Here is a 23,822-nt window from a genome sequence, read left to right as displayed (position 1 = left end):
ATCACAAAAAGTGATGATTTCCTCAAAACCGTAGCAATGGTCAGCAATCATTCTCCTGTGGCCTGCGCGCCTTCGCCGGGCCCGAACCCCGGCACCGACGCGCACAGGGCGGACGCGTTCGCTCCCCAGCTCTGCACGGCTCCGTCCGGCCGGACCAGGACCGCCGACGCACGACCGTGCCGAAGCCAGCGGTGCAGCACCGTCCCCGGCGCCGCGCGAAGCACGACACCCCCGTGCTGCTCGATCCGCTTCTTGTCGGCCCGCGGCACGTCAACCATCGTGATGATCGCGAACCGCCCCGCGATGAGGTCGTCGACCCGTCGCCCGTCGGGGAGGCGATCGTTCGGGGGCAGCCGACCGGCCAGGCCGCGGCGCAGCAGCGGAGCGACCACCAGGCCGGAGCGGCGCAGCGGCGGGGATTCGCCGCTGGTCACCATGCGGGCGAGGCCGGGCACCCGAGATAGCCCCGGTGCGATCAGACCGCGCAGGTGGTTGCCGAGTTCGCCGCCCTCGGTCATGGTCACGCCGATGACTTTCGCCAGCCGGATCATCGCTCGCGCGTGCGGTTTTCGCTCGGTCTCGTAGGTGTCGAGCACACTGTCCGGAAGCTCACCGCGCAGCACCCCGGCCAGTTTCCAGGTGAGATTCGCGGCGTCGCGCAGACCCGCGCCCATGCCTTGGCCGATGAACGGCGGCGTCAGGTGGGCGGCGTCGCCGAGCAGGAAGACCCGGCCCGCGCGCCAGCGATCGGCGAGCTGGGCACGGAAGGTGTATTCGGCGATCCGCACCAGCTCGAGGCGCTCGGGCGTTACGGTGCCGACCCACGGCGCGAGCAGCGGCCGCAGCTGGGACAGGTCGCGGAAATCGGCGGCGGTCTCGCCGGAGCGAAGCCGAAATTCCCACCGGTAGCGCGTTTTTCCGATACGCATATAGGTGGCGGCGCGCGTCGGGTCGCAGATCTGGTGGACGCCTTCCCAGTGGCCGAGGTCGGCCGTCATGGCGATGTCCACGACCAGCCAACGCTGTTCGAATCGCAGATCCCGCATCCGCGCCCCGATCGCGCCGCGAACGAGACTGTTGGCCCCGTCGCAGCCCAATAGGTACCGGGCGCGCACCGATTCGGCTCGCCCCGTTTCCCTCTCGGTGAAATCGACTCGGACGTAATCGCTTTCCTCGGTCACGGCGGTGACCTCGGCGTTGCTCCGCAGTGTCGCCTCCGGATAGCGGCGCAGGTTGGCGCGTAGGATCGCTTCCAATTCCGGCTGGTCGAACAGGTTCGCCTCCGGGTGCCCGTTGCGATCACCGGCCGGATCGCGATCGAACTGCGCCAGTACCCGCCGATCGGGATCGAGCAACCGCAGACCCAGCGCGGGCCGGGAGATCGCGTCGAATTCGTCGCCGACGCCGAGCCGGTCGACGATCCGGCGGATCTCGCCGTCGAGGTGGACCGCGCGCGGCTGCGGATACACGCCCTCCCACCGTTCCAGGATCAGCGACTCGATCCCGTACTGCGCCAGCAAGGTGGCCGCGGTGAGTCCGGCCGGACCCGCTCCGATGAGCACGACCGGAATCGTCTGCGCGCTCACGGGGAAACCCCGGCAAGGGTGACCACATAGCCGACGGCGGCAAGCGCGGTCACGGCCGCGGGCGCCATCTCGGATATGCCGTCGCCGTTGCGCAGATGGGCGACGACGACGCCCGCCATCAGCAGCGTCAGCCCCGCGAGTACCGTCGAGACGATTGTCATTGCGCCACCACGACTTTCCAGGTGATCGCGTAGCGGCCGAGGACGGTCTCCACTTCTCGCTCGTCGGCGGCGGATTCGAGTTCGACCGTCGCCACGACCGCGCCGTCCGCGACCTCCGCCGTGACGCCGCGCACTCCGGCGGTCTCGGCGAGCACCTCGAGCAGTTCGCGGTGGGTGGCGTCGGCGCGCAGGCCGAGCTTGTAGGGCTTGCCGACGTCGGTGACCGGTAGCGCGTCGAGGACGGTGACCGTCTTGGGTGCGGCGGCGCGCTCGTGCACCCGGTCGGCGGCCCACCGCACCAACTCCGATTCGGTGACGTCCGCATCTGCCGAGAGGACGACGTAGGCGACCGGGACCTCACCGGCGTGCACGTCCGGGCGTCCGACCGCACCGGCGGCGGCGACCTGCGGGTGAGCCAGCAGGGCGTCCTCGATGGTCGCGGGGTCGATGTTGTGGCCGCCACGGATGATCAGGTCCTTGGCGCGACCGTGCAGGTGGATGAAGCCGTCCTCGTCGATGTGGGCCAGATCGCCGGTGTCCAGCCACCCGTCGGCCAGGGTGCCCAGCCCGTCGATGACGTGGCCGTGCTCGTCCCACCCGGTCACGTAACCGGCGAAAACCGTTGGGCCGCTGATCACCAGGACACCGATCGCACCCGCGGGCAGCTTCACCCACGACCCGTCCACGGTGCTACGGACGATCTCGACGCGTTGATAGGGCATGCGCTGTCCCACCGCACCCGGTCGCGGCAGATCCGGGAAGCTGCGCGCCGACGCGCAGGTCGCTTCGGTGAGTCCGTAGCCCTCCACCAGGGTCACTCCGGTGTGCGCCTGGAAGTTCTCGCGCACCGCGCGCGGCAGCGGTGACGCGCCGACCATCGCGTAGCGCAGGCTGGAGATGTCCGCGCCGATCGGGCACTGCGCGAGCACGGCGTACACGGTCGGCACCGCGCTCATGGCGGCGATCCCGTAGTGCGCCACGATGTTCCAGAACTCCGCGTAGAGGATGAAGTCCCGGTAGCCGAGCGGTCCGGCCCACACCACCGACTGACCGCGAAACATCGGCGCGAGCAGCGTCACGACGAGGGCGTTGACGTGGAACAGCGGCAGCGCGGCGAAGACGACCGAGTCCTCGTCGAGCATGGAGTTGGCGGCGATCATCCACGCGTTGGCGACCTCGCCGGAGTGCCGGTGCGCGGCCAGCTTCGGTACGCCGGTAGTGCCGCCGGTGTGGAACAGGGCAGCGAGATCCGATGCCGCGGGCGGCGCGCCGACGAATCGGGACGAATCCTGTTCTCCGGCAAGGAGATCGAGGTATCCGATCCGGACACCGGCGATTACGGGCAGCTCAGGCGCCTGGTCCGCCGCGGCGGTGGGGCGCAGCACCAGCAGGGCGTCCACGAGCCCTCGCGCGGCCAGCTCTCGCGCGGATGCCCAACTGTCTGCGGCGAGTTCGGGTCCGGCGACGATCAGGATCCGTGCCCCGGAGCGGCCGAGCAACTTCGCGATGTGATCGCGCGAGAGACCGCCGTTGATCGGCGCGGCGATGCCCGCCAGCTGCGCGGCGAGGGTGGCGGGGATCAGCTCGGCGCAGTTGGGCGCGACGATCGCGACCGCGTCGCGGCGTCGCACGCCGAGTTCGTGCAGCAGGTTCGCATACCGGTGCACGTCGGCGAGCAGTTCGGCGTAACTGCGCCGCAACGGTTCCCGCCAACGCGCGGCTTCCGGCAGCACCGTGAGCGCGTTGCGTTCCGGCCACCGCGTCGCCGCGCGGACGAGCAGGGCATAGGTCGACTCGGGCAGACCGCGCGCCGCCAAGGGCACGGATTCGATGGCGGCCAAGTCCTCCGGACCGGCGTAGCGAGGCCAGAGCAGGTCGTCGGCCGCGAGCGTCGTCTCGGTCACCGGGCGTACCTCACGACGGTGCGCTGGCGGCCGAGATCGATGGCGCCGTCGTCGGTGCCGATCGCGGCCTCGACCACGTCGCCGTCCTTCAGGTACTTCGGATTCTTGGCCTGACCTTGGAAGAACATCTTCCACTTGACCGCTGGCGGCAGGAAGTTGGCGATGAATTGCACCGTCTTGGGCGGGGCGCTGATAGCCGTGCCGATCGGCGTTCCGGTGAGCAGCAGGTCGCCCGCGTCCATCCGCTGGAAGCGTGTCAGCTCGCGCAGCGTCTCAACCGGCCGGTAGATCATGTCGGCGACCGTCATGTCCTGCCGCACTTCACCGTTGACCCACAGCCGCAGCCGCAGATCGGTGAACCGCTTCAGCTCGTCGGCGTCCAGCAGCACCAGCGCCGGTCCGACCGGGGTGAACGTCGGATACGACTTCGCCTCGTAGAACTGGGTTTTCGGCAACTGGACATCACGGGCCGAGATGTCGTTCGTGACCACGAGACCCACGATGTAGTCGGCGAGGTTCTCCGCGTCGATCTCCGAGCCGACCGGCATCTCGCGGCCGAAGACGAGGCCGATCTCCACTTCGTAGTCGAGCAGACGCACGTGCGCGGGCCGGACGACGTCGTCGTGCGGGCCGCTGATCGATCCGGAGGTCTTGCGGAAGAACGTCAGCGGCACGGTCTCCGGATCCATGCCGGAGTCCTTCACGTGGGAGGCGAAGTTCGTCATCTGCGCCACCACCCGGCATGGCGCGGTCACCGGCGAGATCAACGAAAGACTTTCCACCGCAACAACCTCCGAGCCAGCCGCCGCCGCGGCGATCGCATCGCGGTCGGCGAGCAGCTCCCGGGTGGTCGTCGCGGCTGTTTCGATACGGGCCGCACCGGCGGGCGTGCGCACCCACCAGGCGTCGGCGGTGCGCAGGACGGAAAAGGTCATGACTTGGCTACTTTCAACAGGCCGCCCAAGCGGCGGAGATCGAATTCGTTGTCCTCCCGCAGCGCGCCTGCGATCGCGCGCAGTTCCCGCAGCGATTCGGCCCCTGGAGTCAGACCGAGGAAGTCTTTGGTGGCGGGCGGACCCCACTGCGCCAGACCGGAGGCGCTCATCGGCGCCCAGCCCGGCTCGAGGGTGCAGTCGAACATGTCGCCGTCGCTGAAGTGCTCGACCATGAAGCCGTCCGGATCGCGCCAATAGTCGAAGATCTGGCTGCCCTGGATGTGGCGGCCGATCCCCCACGACCGGCGGTAGCCGCACTCGCGCAGGAATTCGCCGCCCGCGGCCAGCGCGTCCAGATCGGCGACCTGGTACGCCGAGTGCACGTACCGGTTGGACGGTCCCAGCGTCAGCGCGAGCGTGTGGTGATCGGCCGGGGTGGCGCCCCGGTCGCAGCGGATGAAGCTCATCACCGGCCCGCGCTCCCGCTGGCCGGGGTAGTAGAGGAAGTCGCTGACGATCATGCCGAGGTTGCGCAGGTACCAGTCGAGCGTTTCCCGATACTTGGTCGTCTGCACGACGACGTGTCCGAGCCGCTGCACCCGCGCGGGCGCCCGGGGCGGGCGCTGGGTCCCGTTGACGCGCCTCATGTCGTGTCCGAGGTTGTACACATGCGGCTCCTGCGGCGGCAGCGCGGGCAGCTCGTGTGTCTCGGCGACCACCCGAACGCGCAGCCCGCTCGGGTCGGCCAGCTCGACCCCGAGCCCGCCCAGCGATTCCGGCAGCGGCCTCACCCGCGAGCCAGTGGCCTCCGCCAGCCGCAACAGGTCGGCGGAATCGGCGGCCAGGAAGGCCGGACCGAGGAAGCGCGAACGAGGGCCGCGGCGGACGAGCACACAGGGCGAGCCGGGGTCGCTGCCACGCAACTCCACCTCGTCGGCGGTGCGGCGCGCCGTCGTGAAACCGAAAGCGTTCGCGAAAGTTTCGGCGCGTTCCAGGTCCGGCTTCGCGAACTCGAGCCAGGCCAGATCGAGCACCTTCACCACCGGATTGCCCGCGCGGCCGGGGTGCTCGCCCGCCAACGCGCCGCGCTCGCTGTGCAGACCACTGTGCACATCGTGATGGCCGCTCATCGACCACCCCCTTCCAGTTACTGACGATATCGTCACTCGCGAGCGAGTAGTCAGTCAAGAGGTTCTGACAAATTCGTCAACACTGACCGGGGCGCTACGATGGCGTGCGAAGACGTCAGGGAGGAACAGCGATGACCGCGCAGAACGGCCCGGAACCCAACCGCCTGGAGCGCCGCAAGGCGCGGACCCGCGCGGCGCTCGTGAGCGCGGCACAGTCACTGCTGGCGGAGGGGAAGCTCAACGTGCCGATCCTCGAGATCACCCAGGCGGCCGACGTGGGCATGGGGTCGTTCTACAACCACTTCCAGAGCAGGGAGGAGCTGTACCGAGCCGCCATCGAGGAGGCGCTCGACCGGCACGGCGCACTGCTCGACCTGCTGTGCGAGGACCTGGACGACCCGGCCCAGGTGTTCGCGCAGAGCTTCCGGCTCACCGGCCGCCTGCACCGGCGCAACCCCACCCTGAGCAAGGTCCTGCTCAACGACGGACTGAACCTCGCGAGCTCGAGCAGGGGTCTCGCGCCGCGAGCCCGTCGCGACATCGAAGCGGCCGTCCACGCGGGCCGCTTCCACACCAGCGATCCGGAGCTGGCGATGACGATCGTGGCCGGCGCCGCGCTGTGCCTCGGCCAGCTACTGCACGACCGCCCCGAACGCGACGACGCCGAGGCCGCCGACCAGGTGACCGAGGACCTGCTCCGGATGTTCGGCCTGCCCGCCGACGAAGCGCGCGAGATCTGCGCGCGACCGCTGCCGTCGCTGGACGCGCTGCCGCGGGGCGACTCCGCCGCCTGAGGCGGGGTCACCGCTCAGCTACGTCTCAGCCCTCGGTGGCACACTGTCGGTAGAGACGACAGCTTCGAATCAGCGGGATGCGGATGTGATGGATTCACCGAACATTGTGCGTGACGACGACCTGGCTCATTTTCGCACCGAATTCTCCCGCTTCATGATGTCGTACCAATTCGTCATTTCCGAGTTGATGACCAAGATCAATATCTTGAAAGACGAATTCACCTACATCCACAACTACAGCCCGATCGAGCACGTCCGGTCGCGGCTGAAGTCCCCGGAGAGCATTCTGCACAAGCTGCAGCGCAAGAACATACCGGTGACGCTGCCCGACATCAGGAAGAACATCGTCGACATCGCCGGTGTGCGCATCACCTGCAGCTTCATCCAGGACACCTATCGGATCGCGGACATGCTCACCAGCCAGTCCGACGTCACCGTCACCGAGGTGCGCGACTACATCGCCGACCCGAAGCCCAACGGTTACAAGAGCCTGCACATTCTGCTGGAGCTGCCGGTGTACATGAGCGACCGCGTCGAGCACGTGCCCGCCGAACTCCAGATCCGCACCATCGCCATGGATTTCTGGGCCAGCCTCGAGCACAAGATCTATTACAAATACGGCGGTGACATTCCGGAGGAATTGCTCGCCGAACTCACCGACGCCGCGGACGCCGCGAACCGGCTCGACATGCGGATGGAACACCTCCACGAGCGGGTCGCCGCGTCCCGCCTCAACGCCCCCGCCGAGGAAGGCGCGATCCCGCTGCCCGCGCCACTCGAACTGATCGAGTCACTCGCCAGGCAACGCAACCTGAGCAGCTAGACGGTCCGGTCATTTCGACCGGCAGTACATCCGCCCCGTCAATCGCAGACCGCGCCGCCCGACGCCGAGCCGACCAGCTTCGTGTACTTCGCCAGCACACCGCGGGTGTAGCGGGGCGGCAACGGCTTCCAGCCCGCACGGCGGCGGGTGAGTTCGCCGTCGTCGACCAGTACGTCCAGAGTGCCCGCGCCGACGTCGAGGCGGATGCGGTCGCCGTCCTGCACGAACGCGATGGGCCCGCCGTCGACGGCTTCCGGGGCGACGTGCCCGACGCACAGACCCGTGGTGCCACCCGAGAACCGCCCGTCGGTCAGCAGCAGCACGTCCTTGCCGAGGCCCGCGCCCTTGATGGCGGCGGTGATGGCCAGCATCTCGCGCATCCCCGGACCGCCCTTCGGGCCCTCGTACCGGATGACGACCACGTCCCCCGCCGTGATCGTGCCGTCCTCCAGCGCGTCCATCGCGGACCGTTCGCGGTCGAAAACCCTTGCTGTGCCGGTGAATACGTCGGATTCGAAGCCCGCCGACTTGACCACGGCGCCCTCGGGAGCGAGGGTCCCCCTGAGGATGGTGATGCCGCCGGTGGGATGGATCGGCGCGGCCATCGCGCGGATCACCTTGCCGTCGGGGTCCGGCGGGGTGATCTCGGCCAGGTTTTCCGCCACCGTCCGCCCCGTCACGGTCAGGCAGTCACCGTGCAGCAACCCGGCGTCGAGCAGCGCCTTCATCATCACCGGCACGCCGCCGATCCGGTCCACGTCGGTCATCACGTGCCTGCCGAACGGTTTCACGTCGGCCAGGTGCGGCACCCGGCGGCCGACGCGGGCGAAATCGTCCAGCGTCAGATCGACGTTCGCCTCGTGCGCGATGGCCAGCAGGTGCAGCACGGCATTGGTGGAGCCGCCGAAGGCCATGACGACCGCGATGGCGTTCTCGAAGGCAGGTTTGGTGAGGATGTCGGCGGGGGTGATGCCCTGCCGGATCAACTCCACCACCGCCTCGCCGCTGCGTCGCGCGTAACCGTCGCGGCGGCGGTCGGTCGCGGGCGGGGCCGCGCTGCCCGGCAGCGACATGCCCAGCGCCTCGGCCGCGCTTGCCATGGTGTTGGCGGTGTACATGCCGCCGCAGGCGCCCTCGCCGGGACAGATCGCGCGTTCGATGGCGTCCACGTCCTCGCGGCTCATCAACCCGCGCGCGCACGCGCCGACCGCTTCGAACGCGTCGATGATCGTCACCTCGCGCTCGCTGCCGTCGGAGAGTTTCGCGATCCCCGGCAGGATCGACCCCGCGTACAGGAACACGCTCGCCAGGTTCAGCCGGGCCGCCGCCATCAGCATTCCGGGCAGCGACTTGTCGCAGCCGGCCAGCAGCACCGAGCCGTCCAGCCGCTCGGCCTGCATCACGGTCTCGACGCTGTCGGCGATCACCTCCCGCGAGACCAGGGAGAAATGCATCCCCTCGTGTCCCATGGAGATACCGTCGGACACCGAGATGGTGCCGAACTGCATCGGAAAGCCGCCACCGGAGAACACACCGTCCTTGCACCCCCTGGCGAGCCGCTCCAGCGACAGATTGCACGGTGTGATCTCGTTCCACGAGGACGCCACCCCCACCTGCGGCTTCTCCCAGTCCTCATCACCCATGCCGACCGCCCGCAGCATCCCGCGCGCGGCGGACTTCTCCAGGCCGTCGGTGACGTCACGGCTACGCGGCTTCAGATCGGAGACCTTCGAATTCTCGGACACGATTCCCCATCATCCCCGCTCCACCCCGATTCCGGCGGCGACCACGCCGAACCGCCTCCTGTTCCACGCTCGACCGCAACGAACGGCTATCGCGGCCAACGGACGTGATCGTCTCTGATGACGAGCGGTTCCGCCGCAACCGAATGCGGCAATGAAGAGAAAGACTCGAGCACTTCGCCGAAAGCGAGAATCTCAGCGGTCGTAGGAGGCGACGCCGACCGGACCCACGCCGACGCACAGCCCGAGACCCGTTGTGTAGGAACCTATTCGGAGGACCGATCCGCCGCCGACGACGCGCACGTACACGGTGTGTTGCCCGGCTTCGACCGGGACCACCACCGGGCGACCGTGCTCGAGGCCGACCGTGATGTGGCCGTCGCGGTCGGCGAGATAGTTCAGCTGCGCGGTCCAGTTGTTGTCGAGCATGGGGCCGTCGAGCGGGAGTTCCACCGGCGTCGAGCCTGCGATCCGGTAATCGCACGCGGGTGTGGGTCCGGGACGGATGTGCCGGTTCCACCAAACGACCGCGTCCACGATCTCGCCGGTGTCGGTGATCATGCGGAGCCGGGGAGTCGAGTCGGCGAACGCGCCGGACGGCGCGACGGGCGCGAGTACTCGATCGGCGAGATTCCGCGGATAGGCGTAGGGCGCCAGGACTTCCCACGGCACCTCCTGCTCCAGCAGCGGCGCGTCCTGTGCACCGAGCGCGGCGGTGACGTTGGTGAGGTAGGTCCGGGTCGGGCTCACCGCCCACGACCGCGCGAAGGTCGACGAGGACCACAGGCTGCTCACGACGAACGCCACCGTGAGGCCCGCCAGCGCGGGCGCGGCGAACCGCCGCGATCCAGGCCGAAACATCGAGAAATACGGAGTGGATTCGCGAGGACGCGCGCGGATCACCAGCGCACCGGCCATGGCCATCACCACCGCGACATCGGCCAGATATCGCAGGGATTGCATGATCTCGGTGGCGGTGTGCGGACCGCTGCGAATCACCGCCAGCGGCAGCTGCGCCACCACCACGTAGACCGCGACCGTCACCAAGACCACCGCCACCCGTCGGCGCACCGCCAGCGCGATCACCGCCAGCGCGCCGAGTACGACCCACGCCGCGGCCACCGCCCAGCCCGGCGGCGCCGCCCATGGAGTGGCGGGCAGCCACCGTTCCCACATCCACGGCCCGCCCGACAGCGCGGGCACGACACCGAGCGACGTGGCGCTGCGCAACAGCTCCCCCACATCGTGTCCGCTGCCGTGGACGGCCGCGACGTCGATGACGCTGAGATAGACGGCGAGCCAGGCCGCCAGCACGACACCGGAACCGACCCACAGCGCCGCACCGCGCCGGGCGACCGCCCCGACGACACCGCGCTGACCGTCCACGTGCTGTGTCAGCGCGGCGGCCGCGAACGCGACGAACGGAACCACCACCGACTTCTCGAAGAACAGCAACGCGACGACCAGCACGACGATCCCGGACACCGCGTACCGGCGACGGCCGGTCCGCACCAGCAGCACCGCGTCACCGGCCACCCAGGCGAGGGCGAACTGCAAGGGCAGCGCGTTGAGCGCCGCCGACCACCACGCGAACGCGGGCAATGTCAACGGACACACCAGATAGAGCGCCAGCGGCACCAGGATCGCGCGACGCTTGCCCGCCACGACGATCAGCATCCGCAACACCGCGAGCGAGGCCGCCAGTTGCAGGACGATCAGCGAGATCACCGGACCCGCCCACACCAGCGGCGCCGCTCTGGTCACCAGCCACGCCGTCGCGAACGCCAACGGCATGAAATGACCGTCGTGGTCGTAGAGCAGCAGGTCCGCGGACAGCAGCTCGTAGCGGCCCGCGCGCCCGACCAGGACGAGGTCGTCCCAGTAGAAGTAGCCGCGACCGGCGATCCAGCCGCGCAGCGCCAGCTGGGCGACGACGAGGCAGCAAGCCGCGAAGAGCACGGCGCGCGGGGTGGCGGTCGGCACCGTACGCAACCGGCGCGCCCACCCGTCGATCGTTCGCGGCGGGAAACTTCGTTGCCGCACCGGCTCGACCGGCCGCACCCGCTCGAGCGTGCGAACGCCGTCGGTCATCGCCTGCGCTCCTGTTCGCGATCGTGCTTCCCGCGCCCGGTCCGGAAATCGCTCATCGGATTCCCGGGCTCAGTCTGCCCGAAACCCGGCCGCCCGCGCTCGGCCCGACGTGCGGCCGTCGCCGGGCCGAGGGCGAGCTCACTGCGGACCGCGCTGCGCGTCCTGCCTGCCCGTTTCGGGCGCTCCGTTCGACACGGCCCGGCAATCGTCGAGCATCGCCGTGCACATCCGAAATTTTCCGCCACAATATTGTCTGTCCGCCCCGGACGTTTTCCGACGAACTCGTGCCTACCTGAAAGACAAAAGACACCCGGCGCTCGCACCGAGCGCCATCGTCCTCGCCCGCAGCGAACACACGGAGTACGCCATGTTTCCTCGATGGACGAACACTGCCGCCTGCGCGGCGGCGACAGTCGCCGCCGTGCTGTCCTCCGGCGCCGCCGCCACCACAGCGCAAGCGACGCCACCGAATTGCCCGGACGTCCAAGTCGTAGCTGTTCCGGGCACCTGGGAGACCTCGAAATCCGAACCGGGCAAGGGGATGTTGGCCGCCGTCGCCGACGATCTGCCCGGCGACGTCCGGACCGACTACGTCGCCTACACCGCGACCGCGTTCCCCTGGGAAGGAGAGGTGTACGGCCGGTCCAAGCGCGAAGCCGTCGACGGCGCCCGCTCGCTCATCGCGGAGACGGCCCAGCGCTGCGCGTCGACGCGATTCGCACTGCTCGGCTACAGCCAAGGCGCCGATGCCGCGGGCGATCTCGCCGCGGAGATCGGCACCGGACTCGGCGTGGTACCGCCCGACCGGGTCGACCTCGTCGGGCTGATCGCCGACCCACGGCGCTCCCCCACCGACACCCTCATCGGTCCCCCGGTGCCTGGCGCAGGAGCGGGCGGTCCGCGCCTGGGCGGGTTCGGCTGGCTCACCCCGCACACCTACACCTTCTGCGTCCCCGGCGACCTGTACTGCGCGACTCCGGACGGTGACTTCGCCGCCCGGATCGCCGGGTTCTTCGCCCAGGTCTCCAATCCGGATCCCGCCCTGTTCGGCAACTATCAGCAGCAGGCGGGCGAACTCATCGACGATGCCCTCGCCGCGGGCGGTCTCGGACTCCTGCACGACCAGCTCAACAACTCCGCCTACGAGGAGCGCAAGCGGCAGATCGACGACTTCCTCGCATCCGGCGCCCACCAGAGCTATCCGTCCTACCGGATCGCCCCCGGAGGCGCGACTCCGCTCACCTGGTTGCGCCAGCGTCTGGTCGGACTGGCCCAGCGCTAGGCCTTGTCTCGGACGCCGGGCGGAGCAGCGGCTCTGCCCGGCGTTCCGCGTTCCCGGCAGCAATCCATCGGCAACGGTCACGCCGATCCGACCCGATCCGGCCGCGCCCGCGCGCTAGGCTCGACTCGTCACGGGCAAGATCATTCGATGCGACCGGTGCAGGGACGAGGCCAGCATGTGTCGACTTTTCGGAATGACCGCCGCGCCACAGCGGGTCAAGGCGACCTTCTGGCTTCTCGACGCGTCCGACAGCCTGGATCTGCAGAGCGAGACCAATCCGGACGGGACCGGGCTCGGCACCTTCGACACCGCGGGGCGACCGCTGGTCGAGAAACAACCGCTGGCCGCCTACGAGGACCGGCAGTTCGCGGTGGAAGCCAAGCACCGCGAGTCCGCGACCTTCCTGGCGCACGTCAGGCACGCGTCGACCGGCGCCCGCACCCCGAACAACACCCACCCGTTCACCGAGCACGGGCGAATCTTCGCGCACAACGGCGTCATCGAGGAGCTTTCCCGCCTCGACGAGGAACTCGGCCGGTATCGCGACCTGGTGAACGGCGACACCGATTCGGAACGCTTCTTCGCGCTGATCACCAAACACATCGACGCGCACGGCGGGGACGTCACCGCCGGAATCACCGACGCCGCGCGCTGGATCGCCGATCAGCTGCCGATCTTCGCGATCAACCTGCTGCTGACCACCGCGACCGAACTGTGGGCGCTGCGCTACCCCGGTACCCACGACCTCTATGTACTGGAACGTGAACCCGGTGAGCACTTGGCGCACAAGGGCAGCAAGGGAACTGTCCGGGTCCATTCGACCGATCCGGCGCATACCCCGACCGTGGTGGTGGCCAGCGAGCCGATGGACGACGATGCCGACTGGAAACTCGTGCCCTCCGGCGAACTCCTCCACGTCGACGGAGAACTGCGCGTCCACCGCACCACGATCCTCGACGGTCCCCCCGCCCATCCGCTCTCGCTGTCCGACCTCAGCGCCGAGGCCGCCGAATCCCAGATGCACCGCTGACACTCGCTCGGCAGAGCGCTGCGTTACGGGTGGCCCAAAACGCTTACCGGTGTTCGAGACGACGGCCGCGCTGTCCGAACCTGTCGCAGTGGATGGAGAATTCAGCAGATCCCGGCCTCGTAGCCGATCTCACGGGTCGTCAGCGTGATCAGCGCCCCTGTCGCGACTTTCGTGCCTGCCGCGGGCTCCTGTTCGGCGACAACGCACTGGCCGCCGCGCGGTCCGCGGCCGGTGCCGCCCTGGACCTTCGCCGTCAGACCGGCGTTCGTCAGCAGACTCTCCGCCGCGGCGGGCCGCTCACCGCGCACATCGGGCACCGTGACCGAGGCGCCCTCCCGTTGTGAGCCATCCAGGGTGAGAGCGCTCGATTCGCGTGCGACTCGGAATCCCTTGCCGTTCAGGTTCTCCTGGCAGCTCACGCCGCTCTGGGCGGAATGGCAGGTGTACCCGTTGGCGGTCAGCGACGAGCCGTAGGGCAGCACCGTGCTGGTGGTCGTGAACAGTGGTGAACCCACATTGCAGTAGAAGGTCGTCCCCGACGGACCCACTCCCAATCCAGGGACGGGAGCTTGCAGCCCTTCGGGTTTCGCGCAGTCCTGCGCCCCGGCGGGCGTGGCGGCACGGCCCTGACATGCCGCTCCGACAGGCATGCCGTAGGCGCTCACCGATGCGTCGAAGATGGCGCAGGAGAACGCGCCGCTGGGCGAGGTGAAGAAATAGCCTGCTCGTCCGAATCCGTCGTCGTCTTGGCGATATTCGGCGGTATCGGCCGGCTTCGCGCTTGTGGTGGGGGTCGCCGCGGCAGCCGGTGCTGCGGGCGCCTGTGTGGTCGTCGCCGTGGGAGCTGTTGCCGTACCGGAGTTTCCGGTGGAGCAGCCGGACACGAGGACGGTCAGTGTCGCCGCTACTGCCACAACAGCCCGCTTCGGATCGAAGCGCTTCCACCCGGCTCCCGCACCCCGCGCCCGGTCCTGCTCGATGCTCACGTCTCTTCCTCCCGGTGGGTGCCCAGCCATCCTGCCGACTCCGGCATGAACCGCCCATGAGCGTAATGAAATCTTGCCCAAGGCCTTTCAGCGCCTCGCTGTTCCACCGGCGGGGCAGCCGATGCTGCGCCCGAACGGCCGGTCAGACGGGTGACGCCCGGCGACGCGCCGACCGCGCGTCGGGCGCAGAGGCCCGGGGCCATCACACCGTCGCCATGAGGTCGGCGGGGTCGGTGTTGGCGCCGCAGAGGACGAACGCGATACGTTCGGCGGGTCGCGGGCGGTAGCCGCCCGCGCGGACGGCCGCGAGACCCGTGGCCGCGCCGTGTTCGACAGCGATGCGGTGGCGGTCCCAGAGCAGGCGGCGGGCGGCGATGATGGCGGGGTCGTCGACGACGACGGAGTGCACGTCGGCGGCTCGGGCCCACGCCAGCGCCGCGCCGCAGACCCGGAGCGCGCCGAGGGAATCGGCGGCGACGGAGTCGATGTCGACGTCCAGCACCGCGCCCGCGGCCAGCGCGGCGTGCAGCGCCCTGCTGCCATCGGGTTCGGCGCCGACGACGCGGATGCCGAGCCGATCGGCGGCGGCGGTGATGCCGGAGAACATGCCGCCCGCGCCCACCGCGACGACCACGGTGTCCAGATCGGGGACGGCGGCGGCGAGTTCGAGCAGGATCGTGCCCGCGCCCGCGGAAGTGAGCAGGTCGTCGTGGGTGTAGGCGTCGATCGCGCCGGTCCGCGTCATGAAGGTGCGCGCCGCCCGTTGCGCGTCGGCCTGACCGGCTCCGCCGACCCGGACCCGCGCTCCGTAGCCGCGCAGCCTGGCCACTTTCACCGCCGACGTGCCCGCCGCCAGGAATACGGTCGCCGGAACGCCGAATTGCTTTGCAGCCCACGCGAACCCGAGATCAGCGTTGCGTCCGGTCGCGGCGACGATTCCGGCTGCGGGCACGGCGCGCGAATGCACGAGCGTGGCAACCAGATTGACCGCGGCGCGCGCCTTGAACGATCCGGTGTACTGGAGGAATTCGAGGGCCAGGTAGGCCTGCGCTCCCGGCACCAGGTCCCGGTCGGCGGCGATGACGGTGAGCGGCCGGACGACGCCGGTGACGCGGTCCGCGGCGGCCTGGACGTCGCGGAAGGTCGGGTTGAGCATGCGATTCACCTTAAGACCGAGCGGCCGGACGCTCACGGGCCGCGGAACAACGAGGGTCCGCGGCCTGTGCTCGCCCGGCGCGGCGGCGCGGCCGATTCCTATCCCAGCACCGGGTAGTTCGCCCGAATCACCCCCTGCGGATCTCGCGCCCGCTTGATCTCGCCCAGCCGCGCAAGCGTCCCCGCGTCGAACGCGCTCACCGCGGTCTCCTCCGGGGTGAGGAAGGTGTAGGGCTTGCGGCCACTGATGCTGCCGCCGAGCGCGTCGACGATCTCGCGGCGGCGCCCCTTGACCGCGTCGGCCAGGTGCGGAAGGCCGAGACCGAGCAGATACAGCAGGTAAGGCTCCGCGACGGGTCCGCAGGCGCCACCGCCGGGACGGGTTTCGGCCAAAGAGCCACCCAAGTGGCGGATCTGGATGTCGACCAGCGGGGCGACCGGCCCTTCCAGCACGGTCTTGACGACCGCGTCGTCGAGGGCGGTGAGCAGTTCGCCGCGGGACAGCGAGGGGCTCGGGTCGGTGGGTTCGGCGGTGATGGCGCCGAGGTCGGCCACCGCCAGCGCACCGCGCGTGTCCGTGATGGGGCCGCCGATCGCGTCGAGTGCGGCGAGCAGTTCCCGGCCCGCCTCCGGATCGCCCAGGTAAGCGGCGTCCAACGCGACCATCGGCGGCGCATCCGGGAACTGGAAACGGTGGAACCACACCGACAATTCCGCGGGCGCGTCCGAGGTGAGGCGCTGGAACAGCTCGAACACCTCCGCCGTGCGGGCTCCCGGCCACATCACCCGGCCGCCGTAGAGTCCGGGCGCCGGGAAGAGGTCGAACTCCATGCCGGTCACCACGGCGAAATCACCGCCGCCGCCGCGCAGCGCCCAGAACAGCTCCGGATCGTTTTCGGCCGTCACCCGCGCCGGAGCGCCGGTCGCGTCGACGATATCGAAGGCGCGCACCGCGTCCGAGGCCCAGCCGTACTTGCGCCCGAACCAGCTCAGACCGCCGCCGAGCGTGTAGCCGGTCACCCCGACCACCGGATTGCTGCCCGCGAGTCCGGTGAGACCGTGCGCACCGGCCGCGGCCTGCACCGCGCCCCACTGCGCGCCCGCGCCGACCTTCGCGATCCGCTGTCCGGCGTCGATCTCGATGCCGTCGAGCCGCCCGGTGCGCAGCAGGATCGCCTCCGAAATCCCCCCGGCCGCACCGTGTCCGGTCGGCTGCGCCACCACCGGCACGCCCGCCCGTGCCGCATGGGTGACCACGGCGGCCACGTCGTCGGCGTCGGCGGCCTCCACCACCGCGGCCACAGGCTGGGCGACCGTCACATTCCACGGCCGGGCGGCTCCGTCGAATCCCTCATCACCCGGCAGCAGCACCCGGCCACGCACCGCGTCGCGAAGAACTTCGAAAGACATTGTTGTTTCCTAACTTTCAGTCGTAGACAAGAGATCGGTGGCGCGGGCCAACCAGAACTAGGCGCGCCGGAACTTCAGCGCGAGGGACAACGGCTTCGGGTCGCGCTGGGCCGGCGCGCGCAACGCCCACGAGGCCAGCGTGAGTCCCGCGAAGACCAACGGGGACACCACGTTGGCGGTCGGATCGCCGACCGCGAGATGCGAGGCTGCCGCACCGGCGTAGACGAAGAACAGTCCGGCGTAGGCCCATTCCTTCAGTCGCGGGAATCCGGGCGTCACCACGGCGGCGACCGCGGCCACCTTGGCCACGCCGAGGATCGTCGCGAAGTACATCGGGTAGCGCAGCTCGGCGAAGGTCTCTTCGACGTACGGGATGCGCGCGAGGTCCCAGTACGCGCCCACCACCGACTCGGTCAGCACCAGGCCGGTGGTCGCGGCGAAGACGGCGAACTTGGTTCGCGATGCCGCGGTGCGGCCTGCCACGGAGTCGATCAGGCTCCGCACGCGGTGTGCCGGAGTCGCGGCGGGCAGCGCGGACGGGGTCACGACGTGTGTGTTCATGGTCGGTGTTCCTTTCGAATTATCTTTCGGTGGGTGGCCGCCCGGTACCGCTATGACGACGGCGGGCGGAAGACTGTGACAAGGGCGGGAAGCCGCGGCTCAGGACTCGTCCGGCCGGATGTCGTGGCGAACGAGCGGCCAGTCGTTGGCGACCCGTCCGACCAACGCCACGTAGTTGCCGAAGACGCCGAGCGCGACCTGCGCGACCACCTCGACGATCTCGGCCGCGGTCAGGGTGATTCGCGCGGTGGCGAGTTCGTCGTCGGTGACGGCGCCGCGACCACGGAGCACGGCGCCGGCGAATGCCAGCACCGCCGCCTCTTTCGGATCGTCGGCGACGCCGTCCCGCGCGGCGGCGGCCTCCCGGTCGGTGAGACCGCTCACCCGGGTGCCCAGAAAACTGTGCGCGGACAACATGTAGTCGCAGCGGTTCTCCTGGGCGACGAGCACCGCGATCCTGGCCCTGGTGGTCTCGGCGACAGCGCTGTCGCGCAACGCTTTCGCCAGGTCGACGTAACCGCGCAGGGCGGCCGGGCTGTTGCCGATCGTCTTGATCAGGTTGGGCGTGAGGCCGCACAGCTGCTGAGCCGCGTCGAACAACGCGGCGGTCGGGCCGGGGGCGATCTCCGGTTCGATGAGGGGAAGTCCTGGCATGACGACTACTCTGTGCCGCCGAGTTGATAGATTCGCGATGCCTCCGCTATGGGTGCTCGATAGGAGGCGGGAGAAGGGTATGCGGTTCAGGGTTCTCGGTGCGGTCGAGATCACCGTGAACGGCGTTGCGCTGACCGGCGCCGCGCCCCGGCACCGCGCCGTCCTCGGCTATCTCCTGCTCCACGCCGGCCAGGTGCTCAGCGCCGAGCGGATCACCGATGCCATGTGGGGCGCGCACCCGCCGGACACCGCGCGTTCGCAGATTCACGCCGCGATCACCGCCATTCGCCGGGTTTTGCGCCAGGCCGGGGCGGCGGAACTGCTCCAGACGCGAGGCGCCGCGGGCTACGTGCTGAGCCCCGGTGCGGGTCAGCTCGATCTCACCGAGTTCACCGATTCGGTCGCGCTTGGCCAAGCGGACGTGGCCATGGACCCGCGGGAGGCGGTGCGGACGCTGCGCGCCGCGTTGGCGCTGTGGCAGGGCGAAGCGTTCGCGGATGTCAGCGCAGATTACGTGACGAGCGCCCGAATTCGACTGCACGAGAAGCGACTCGGTGCCATGGAGCGCCTGTTCGAGCTGGAGTTGGCACTCGGCAGGCACGAGGAGATCCTCGACGAACTCGTCGCCAACGCGGCGGCCGAACCGCTGCGCGAGCGACTGCACGCCCACCTGGTCCTCGCCCTGTACCGATCCGGTCGGCAGGCGGACGCGCTGGGCGCCGCCCGCGCCTTCCGGGTCGCACTCGCCGACGGGCAGGGTCTGGACCCAGGCCGCACTTTCGTCGCGCTGGAACAGGCTGTGCTACAGGACGATCCGGGATTGTCACTCCCCCCGATGCTGCCGGTCACCCCCGCGGAATCACGCGCCGCCGGGATACCGGCCGAACCGGTCGGCGCGGACATCCGACGGCCCGTCGACGTATCACCGCACGGCGGCAACACGATCGAGCTCCATCGCGCGGAGACTCCGTCGCTTGGCTCGCATCGGCCGGACTTCCTCCCCTACGACATCCCCGACTTCGCCGGACGCGCCGACGAACTCGACCAACTCATCGGCCGGGGCCCGGGCGACGGACCGCTCGTGAACATCGTGGTGCTCGACGGCATGGCCGGAATCGGCAAGACCACCTTGGCCATTCACACCGCACATCGGCTCGGCGACCGCTGCCCCGACGGACGACTCTTCATCGACCTGCAAGGCCGTACACCGGGCGGCCATCCGGTCGAGCCGGGTGCGGCGCTGGAAATCCTCCTGCGCCAGCTCGGCGTTCCCGCCGAGCGCATCCCGATGCCCGACGCGGAGCGGGGCGCGCTGTGGCGGGCCGAGCTCGCCGCCCGCGCCGTGGTCGTTGTGCTGGACAACGCCGTCGACGCCGACCAGATCCGGCCGCTGCTGCCAGGCGCCTCGCCGAGCCTGCTGCTGATCACCAGCAGGCGCAGGCTCGTCGATCTCGATGGCGCCCGATCCATTTCGCTGGACCCGCTGCCCGCCGGGGACGCCGTGGTCCTGTTCGGCCGGATTGTCGGGGCGCGAGCCGACGCGGAACCGGTCGCCGTTCTCGATGTGCTCCAGCTGTGCGGTTTTCTGCCGCTCGCCGTGCGCATCGCCGCCGCGCGGCTGCACCACCGGCCGCGCTGGAGCGTCGAGTATCTGGCGGACAGATTGCGTGACGAGCGGCGCAGGCTCGCCGAACTCGCCACCGCCGACCGCGGCGTGGCGGCGGCGTTCACGCTCTCCTACGAACAGCTCACCCCAGCCAAGCAGCGGATGTTCCGCCTGCTCGGTCTGCATCCAGGACGCGATGTCGAGCCACACGCCGCTGCCGCGCTCGCCGACATCTCGGTGTACGAGGCGGAAGACCACCTGGAAGACCTGCTGGACGCGCACATGCTCGCCCAGCACGAAGCGGGCCGCTACACCTTCCACGATCTGCTGCGCGAATTCGCCCACGGCACAGCGACGATCGCGGAGGATACCGACGCGCGGCGGGCCGCCACCGCCAGGCTCTTCGAGCACTACCTGTATCACGCCCGCGCCGCCGTCGACCTGCTGTTCCCTTACGGCGCCGACCAGCGCCCGGAACTGCCGCAGCCCGCCCGCGCGATCACGGGCTTCCCGGACGAGACGGCGGCGGCCCGGTGGCTCGACGCCGAGCGCGAGAACCTCGTCGCGGCCGCCGCCACCGCCGCCCGATGCACGTGGCCGATGCGGGTCTCCGATGTGGCGACCACCCTGCGGCCCTACCTGGACGCCAACTCCCGGCACTCCGATGCGGTGATCCTGCACGGCGCCGCCCTCCAGGCCAGCCGCCGCGTCGGCGACCGGACGGGCGAAGCACGGGCGCTGACCGATCTCGGCTGGACCGCCTGGCGCCGCGGCGATTACGGCGACGCCGAAGCGCTGTCCCGGCAGGCGGCCGAGCTGTGCCGGGCGACCGGCATCGCCTACGAAGAGGCCCGCGCCTACAACACCCTGGGCAACGTTGCGGCACGTCGCCGTGACTTCGCGTCGGCCAGAGAACTTTTCGGTCGCGCGCTCGAACTGACCCACGCGGCGGGCAACCGGGTCGGTGAGGCGCACGTGCTTGGCAACCTCGGCGACGTCCTCGATCACTGCGGCGAGCCGGAGGCGGCCGCCGACCACCTGAGCATGGCCCTCGCCCTGCATCGCGAACTGGGCAACCGGCGCGGGGAAGCTCTGGTCCTCGACCACATCGGCCTGCTGCATCGCCGCGACGGCCGGACCGGCCCTGCCTTCGACCACCACCGCCGGGCCGCGGAACTGTACGCCGAGCTCGGCGACCACCACGATCGCGCGGCCGCGATCAATGGCCTCGGCGAAACCGCCAGGGCGGCAGGCGATCCGCTCCGGGCGCTGACCGAGCACACCGCCGCGCTGCGGCTGGCCGAGGAGCACGGCAACCGGTCCGAGCAGGCGCGGGCGGAGGAGGGCCTGGCGCGCACCCACCATGCTCTCGGCGACACCGTCCGCGCCCGCCACCATGCCCGGCGGGCCCTTGCGGGGTGGCGGGCGCTGCATGTCCCCGACGCCGAGGACGTGCGCGAATTCCTCGACGGCTTGGATTGATTGACGGACGGTTGACCGAAGGAGCGGAGGTCAATCGCGATGCCTGGTCCACTGGCTGACATGTGGTCTGCCTGCAGAGAGGACGGGGCGTCATGTCCACCGACGTCGGGAAAGCAGCTGTAGCGACTCGTAGCGGCGGTGCGGTGGCGCTCGCGCTCGCGGCGCTGTCGGCGGGCGGGTTTCTCGCGACAGCGATCTGGGTGTCGAGCCGCGTGGAGGTGAGTCCGGAGCTGCATCGCGTCGCGTTGTTCGTGCACTTGGCGGCGCTGGTCGTCGGGCTCGGCGCGGTGCTGGTCGGCGACTATTCGGCCCTGCTGTGGCTGACCGGGCGGGCGAGCACGGCGCAGATGCTGCGCGACATCGGCCGGTTGCACCTGCCGATCTGGGCCGGCCTCGCGGGGTTGGTGGGCAGCGGGATGCTGCTCGAACCCCAATTCGAGGTGTTCGCGACCAGGGTGAAACTGGCTCTGGTCGCGATTCTGCTCGTCAACGGGATACAGGCGATGGCGCTCGAACGGCGCATGGTCGCGGCGGGCCCGCGGCTCGGCGTCGCGCTCGTCCTGCGCGGCGCGGTGACCGCCCTGGTCTCCCAGGGATGTTGGTGGTGCGCGATGTGGATCGGCTTCACCGCGACGCAGTCCTGAACAATTGATCGGTTTTGATTGTCCTGCCGCACAGCGTATTACGGTCAACGCACGGCGCTGCTGCACTGAACGGGGGCGCAATCGACGACACGCACCGATCCCGCGCCCGGCATCACGCAGGAAAGGCAGTACCCGATGCGAAAATCTCTACTCGCGCTAAGCGTTGCCACCGCCTGTCTCACGGCTCTCGGTGCGGTGAGTTGCGGCACGGACACGAACTCCACCGGCCGAGACGCCGGTCTTCTCACTCTCAACACGACCGAGCCGGAGAACCCGCTGGTTCCCGGCGACACCACCGACGCCGGTGGATCGAAGATCCTTCGTACGATGTTCAAGGGCTTGGTCGACTACGATCCGCGCACCGCCGCGCCCCGCAATGCCGTCGCCGAATCCATCCAGACCGACGACTCTCGTGTGTTCACCGTGCGGCTGAAGCACGGGTGGACCTTCCACGACGGAACACCGGTCACCGCTCAGAGCTTCGTCGATGCCTGGAACTACACCGCGTACGCGCCCAATCAGCAGCAGGGCGCAGGGTTCCTCTCCGTGATCGAGGGTTTCGACGCGGTCAACGCGGCGGACCCGGGCGCCGCACCCGCCGCGCACTCGGGTGACCCCGCTACGCGCACGATGAGTGGTCTGCGCGTCGTCGACGACCACCAGTTCACGATCACGCTCGCCGCGCCGCTGCCGAGCTTCCTCAATCGCCTCGGCTACCTCGCCTTCGCGCCGCTGCCGCGGAAGTTCTTCACCGACCGGGCCGGATACCTGGCCCACCCGATCGGCAACGGGCCCTTCGAATTCGTGGGCCGCACACCGGGTTCGAATCTGACGATCCAGCGCGACGACGACTACTCCGGACCGAACAAGCCGTCCATCGAACGCGCGGAATTCCGTTTCAACGCGACCCTGGAAGCGGCCTACGCGGACGTGGTGAACAACCGGCTCGACTTCCTCGAGGTGCTGCCCGGCGACGCGCTGGTCGGCGGGCGCTACAAGCAGGATCTGCCCGGCCGCCACTTCACCCGCGCCGGAACGGGATTGCAGACGATCACATTCCCGCTGTACGACCCGCGTTTCGCCGATCCGCGTGTACGCCAGGCGATTTCGATGTCGATCGACCGGCAGCACGTCATCGACACGGTGTTCACCGGTGATCGCACCCCGGCAGGCGGACTCGTGCCTGCCACCGTGCGCGGCGGCACCACCGGCCAGTGCGGAACACTGTGCGAGCATCGGCCGCAGCAGGCGCGGGAGTTGTTCGACAGCACGGGATTCCAGGGACCGATCGAGATCGCGTCCAATGTCGATTCGGCCAACGAGAAGTGGCTCACCGCGGTCTGCTCGTCGATCACCGCCGCCCTCGGCCGCGAGTGCCTGTTCCGGCCGGTACCGACGCTCGGCGAGTTCCGGCGGCAGATCAACGCGTACCAGATGCAGACGATCTACCGCACCGGCTGGGTCGCCGACTATCCCTCGATCGAGAACTTCCTGAACCCCCTCTACCGGACCGGCGGTTCGTCCAACACCGGCCGTTACAGCAACCAGCAGGTCGACGCGCTGCTCGCCCGTGCCGACGCCACGGCGAACGAGCAGGAATCCTGGGCTCTCTATCAGGAGGCCGAACGCCTCGTCCTCCGGGACATGCCCGCCGTTCCGCTGGTGATCCCCGGCGTGCAGACCGGCTGGTCGGAGCGCTTGCGGAACGTGACCGTCACGCCCTTCCGTGACCTCGATCTGGAAACGGTGGCGATCGCCGAACAGTGATACGCCGACCCCGTCGTGGGGGGGGGGCGCGACCGACAAGGGCAGCCAAACCGGCGCGACGTCGACGGAATCGTCACGA

At 69.6% G+C, this 23,822-nt stretch carries 19 protein-coding genes; 7 read left to right on the top strand and 12 right to left on the bottom strand.

The window, feature by feature from the left end; translation table 11 throughout:
- Nucleotides 1-47: 47 nt before the first annotated feature.
- Genes AB0H50_RS10665 through AB0H50_RS10645 form a run of 5 tightly spaced genes read right to left on the bottom strand, consistent with a single transcriptional unit; the run spans nucleotide 48 to nucleotide 5,716 of the window.
- A complete protein-coding gene (locus AB0H50_RS10665) occupies nucleotides 48-1,586 on the bottom strand; it encodes a bifunctional 3-(3-hydroxy-phenyl)propionate/3-hydroxycinnamic acid hydroxylase (protein WP_357449512.1) in 1,539 nt (512 codons plus the stop codon).
- Nucleotides 1,583-1,747, bottom strand: a complete 165-nt coding sequence (locus AB0H50_RS10660; protein ID WP_357449510.1) for a hypothetical protein — start codon at nucleotides 1,745-1,747, stop codon at nucleotides 1,583-1,585. Before AB0H50_RS10660 ends, AB0H50_RS10665 begins: the two co-directional genes overlap by 4 nt.
- Nucleotides 1,744-3,651 (bottom strand): acyl-CoA synthetase, encoded by a 1,908-nt coding sequence (locus AB0H50_RS10655; RefSeq protein ID WP_357449508.1) that lies wholly within the window; start codon nucleotides 3,649-3,651, stop codon nucleotides 1,744-1,746. The genes AB0H50_RS10660 and AB0H50_RS10655 overlap by 4 nt, the downstream gene beginning before the upstream one ends.
- Nucleotides 3,648-4,586 carry a fumarylacetoacetate hydrolase family protein gene (locus AB0H50_RS10650; protein WP_357449505.1) on the bottom strand — a complete coding sequence of 313 codons (939 nt, stop codon included), beginning with the start codon at nucleotides 4,584-4,586 and terminating at the stop codon, nucleotides 3,648-3,650. Before AB0H50_RS10650 ends, AB0H50_RS10655 begins: the two co-directional genes overlap by 4 nt.
- Nucleotides 4,583-5,716, bottom strand: coding sequence for a VOC family protein (locus tag AB0H50_RS10645; RefSeq protein ID WP_357449502.1), 1,134 nt, complete (start codon nucleotides 5,714-5,716; stop codon nucleotides 4,583-4,585). The genes AB0H50_RS10650 and AB0H50_RS10645 overlap by 4 nt, the downstream gene beginning before the upstream one ends.
- 131 nt (nucleotides 5,717-5,847) lie before the next feature.
- Here AB0H50_RS10645 and AB0H50_RS10640 point away from each other — a divergent pair, with 131 nt between their 5' ends.
- Together AB0H50_RS10640 and AB0H50_RS10635 are read left to right on the top strand one after the other, a co-directional pair.
- Nucleotides 5,848-6,510: a TetR/AcrR family transcriptional regulator gene (locus AB0H50_RS10640; protein ID WP_357449499.1), complete on the top strand. Its 663-nt coding sequence runs from the start codon at nucleotides 5,848-5,850 to the stop codon at nucleotides 6,508-6,510.
- Nucleotides 6,511-6,598: 88 nt separating this feature from the next.
- Nucleotides 6,599-7,333, top strand: a complete 735-nt coding sequence (locus AB0H50_RS10635; protein WP_357449496.1) for a GTP pyrophosphokinase family protein — start codon at nucleotides 6,599-6,601, stop codon at nucleotides 7,331-7,333.
- 38 nt (nucleotides 7,334-7,371) lie between these two features.
- Here the strand turns inward: AB0H50_RS10635 and ilvD are convergent, their stop codons facing one another.
- Together ilvD and AB0H50_RS10625 are read right to left on the bottom strand one after the other, a co-directional pair.
- Nucleotides 7,372-9,078: a dihydroxy-acid dehydratase gene (gene ilvD / locus AB0H50_RS10630; RefSeq protein WP_357449493.1), complete on the bottom strand. Its 1,707-nt coding sequence runs from the start codon at nucleotides 9,076-9,078 to the stop codon at nucleotides 7,372-7,374.
- Between the two features lie 192 nt (nucleotides 9,079-9,270).
- Nucleotides 9,271-11,166, bottom strand: coding sequence for a hypothetical protein (locus tag AB0H50_RS10625; protein WP_357449490.1), 1,896 nt, complete (start codon nucleotides 11,164-11,166; stop codon nucleotides 9,271-9,273).
- 367 nt (nucleotides 11,167-11,533) lie between these two features.
- On the opposite strand from AB0H50_RS10625, the gene AB0H50_RS10620 reads away from it, so the two are divergent.
- Both AB0H50_RS10620 and AB0H50_RS10615 read left to right on the top strand, forming a co-directional pair.
- Nucleotides 11,534-12,448 (top strand): cutinase family protein, encoded by a 915-nt coding sequence (locus AB0H50_RS10620; protein ID WP_357449487.1) that lies wholly within the window; start codon nucleotides 11,534-11,536, stop codon nucleotides 12,446-12,448.
- Between the two features lie 175 nt (nucleotides 12,449-12,623).
- On the top strand, nucleotides 12,624-13,478 hold the full coding sequence (locus AB0H50_RS10615) for a class II glutamine amidotransferase (RefSeq protein ID WP_357449484.1): 855 nt from the start codon (nucleotides 12,624-12,626) through the stop codon (nucleotides 13,476-13,478).
- A 101-nt stretch (nucleotides 13,479-13,579) separates the two neighbouring features.
- On the opposite strand, the gene AB0H50_RS10610 is transcribed toward AB0H50_RS10615, so the two are convergent.
- The 5 genes from AB0H50_RS10610 to AB0H50_RS10590 form a co-directional block, all read right to left on the bottom strand.
- Complete coding sequence (locus tag AB0H50_RS10610; RefSeq protein ID WP_357449481.1) at nucleotides 13,580-14,464, bottom strand: PASTA domain-containing protein; 885 nt, start codon at nucleotides 14,462-14,464, stop codon at nucleotides 13,580-13,582.
- Nucleotides 14,465-14,666: 202 nt separating this feature from the next.
- Nucleotides 14,667-15,620 (bottom strand): pyridoxal-phosphate dependent enzyme, encoded by a 954-nt coding sequence (locus AB0H50_RS10605; RefSeq protein ID WP_357449478.1) that lies wholly within the window; start codon nucleotides 15,618-15,620, stop codon nucleotides 14,667-14,669.
- Nucleotides 15,621-15,718: 98 nt separating this feature from the next.
- A complete protein-coding gene (locus AB0H50_RS10600; protein ID WP_357449475.1) occupies nucleotides 15,719-17,029 on the bottom strand; it encodes an FAD-binding oxidoreductase in 1,311 nt (436 codons plus the stop codon).
- A gap of 57 nt (nucleotides 17,030-17,086) precedes the next feature.
- Nucleotides 17,087-17,590: a DoxX family protein gene (locus tag AB0H50_RS10595; protein ID WP_357449472.1), complete on the bottom strand. Its 504-nt coding sequence runs from the start codon at nucleotides 17,588-17,590 to the stop codon at nucleotides 17,087-17,089.
- 99 nt (nucleotides 17,591-17,689) lie between these two features.
- Nucleotides 17,690-18,244, bottom strand: a complete 555-nt coding sequence (locus AB0H50_RS10590; RefSeq protein WP_357449469.1) for a carboxymuconolactone decarboxylase family protein — start codon at nucleotides 18,242-18,244, stop codon at nucleotides 17,690-17,692.
- Between the two features lie 79 nt (nucleotides 18,245-18,323).
- On the opposite strand from AB0H50_RS10590, the gene AB0H50_RS10585 reads away from it, so the two are divergent.
- From AB0H50_RS10585 to AB0H50_RS10575, 3 genes are all read left to right on the top strand, one after another.
- A complete protein-coding gene (locus AB0H50_RS10585) occupies nucleotides 18,324-21,332 on the top strand; it encodes a BTAD domain-containing putative transcriptional regulator (protein WP_357449466.1) in 3,009 nt (1,002 codons plus the stop codon).
- 92 nt (nucleotides 21,333-21,424) lie between these two features.
- Nucleotides 21,425-21,976, top strand: a complete 552-nt coding sequence (locus tag AB0H50_RS10580; protein WP_357449463.1) for a hypothetical protein — start codon at nucleotides 21,425-21,427, stop codon at nucleotides 21,974-21,976.
- A gap of 327 nt (nucleotides 21,977-22,303) precedes the next feature.
- Complete coding sequence (locus AB0H50_RS10575; protein WP_357449461.1) at nucleotides 22,304-23,743, top strand: ABC transporter substrate-binding protein; 1,440 nt, start codon at nucleotides 22,304-22,306, stop codon at nucleotides 23,741-23,743.
- The last annotated feature ends 79 nt before the right edge of the window (nucleotides 23,744-23,822 follow it).

The sequence above is a fragment of the Nocardia sp. NPDC050793 genome, assembly GCF_040654065.1.
Classification (GTDB): Bacteria; Actinomycetota; Actinomycetes; order Mycobacteriales; family Mycobacteriaceae; genus Nocardia.
This window is presented reverse-complemented; position numbering and strand designations above follow the sequence as displayed.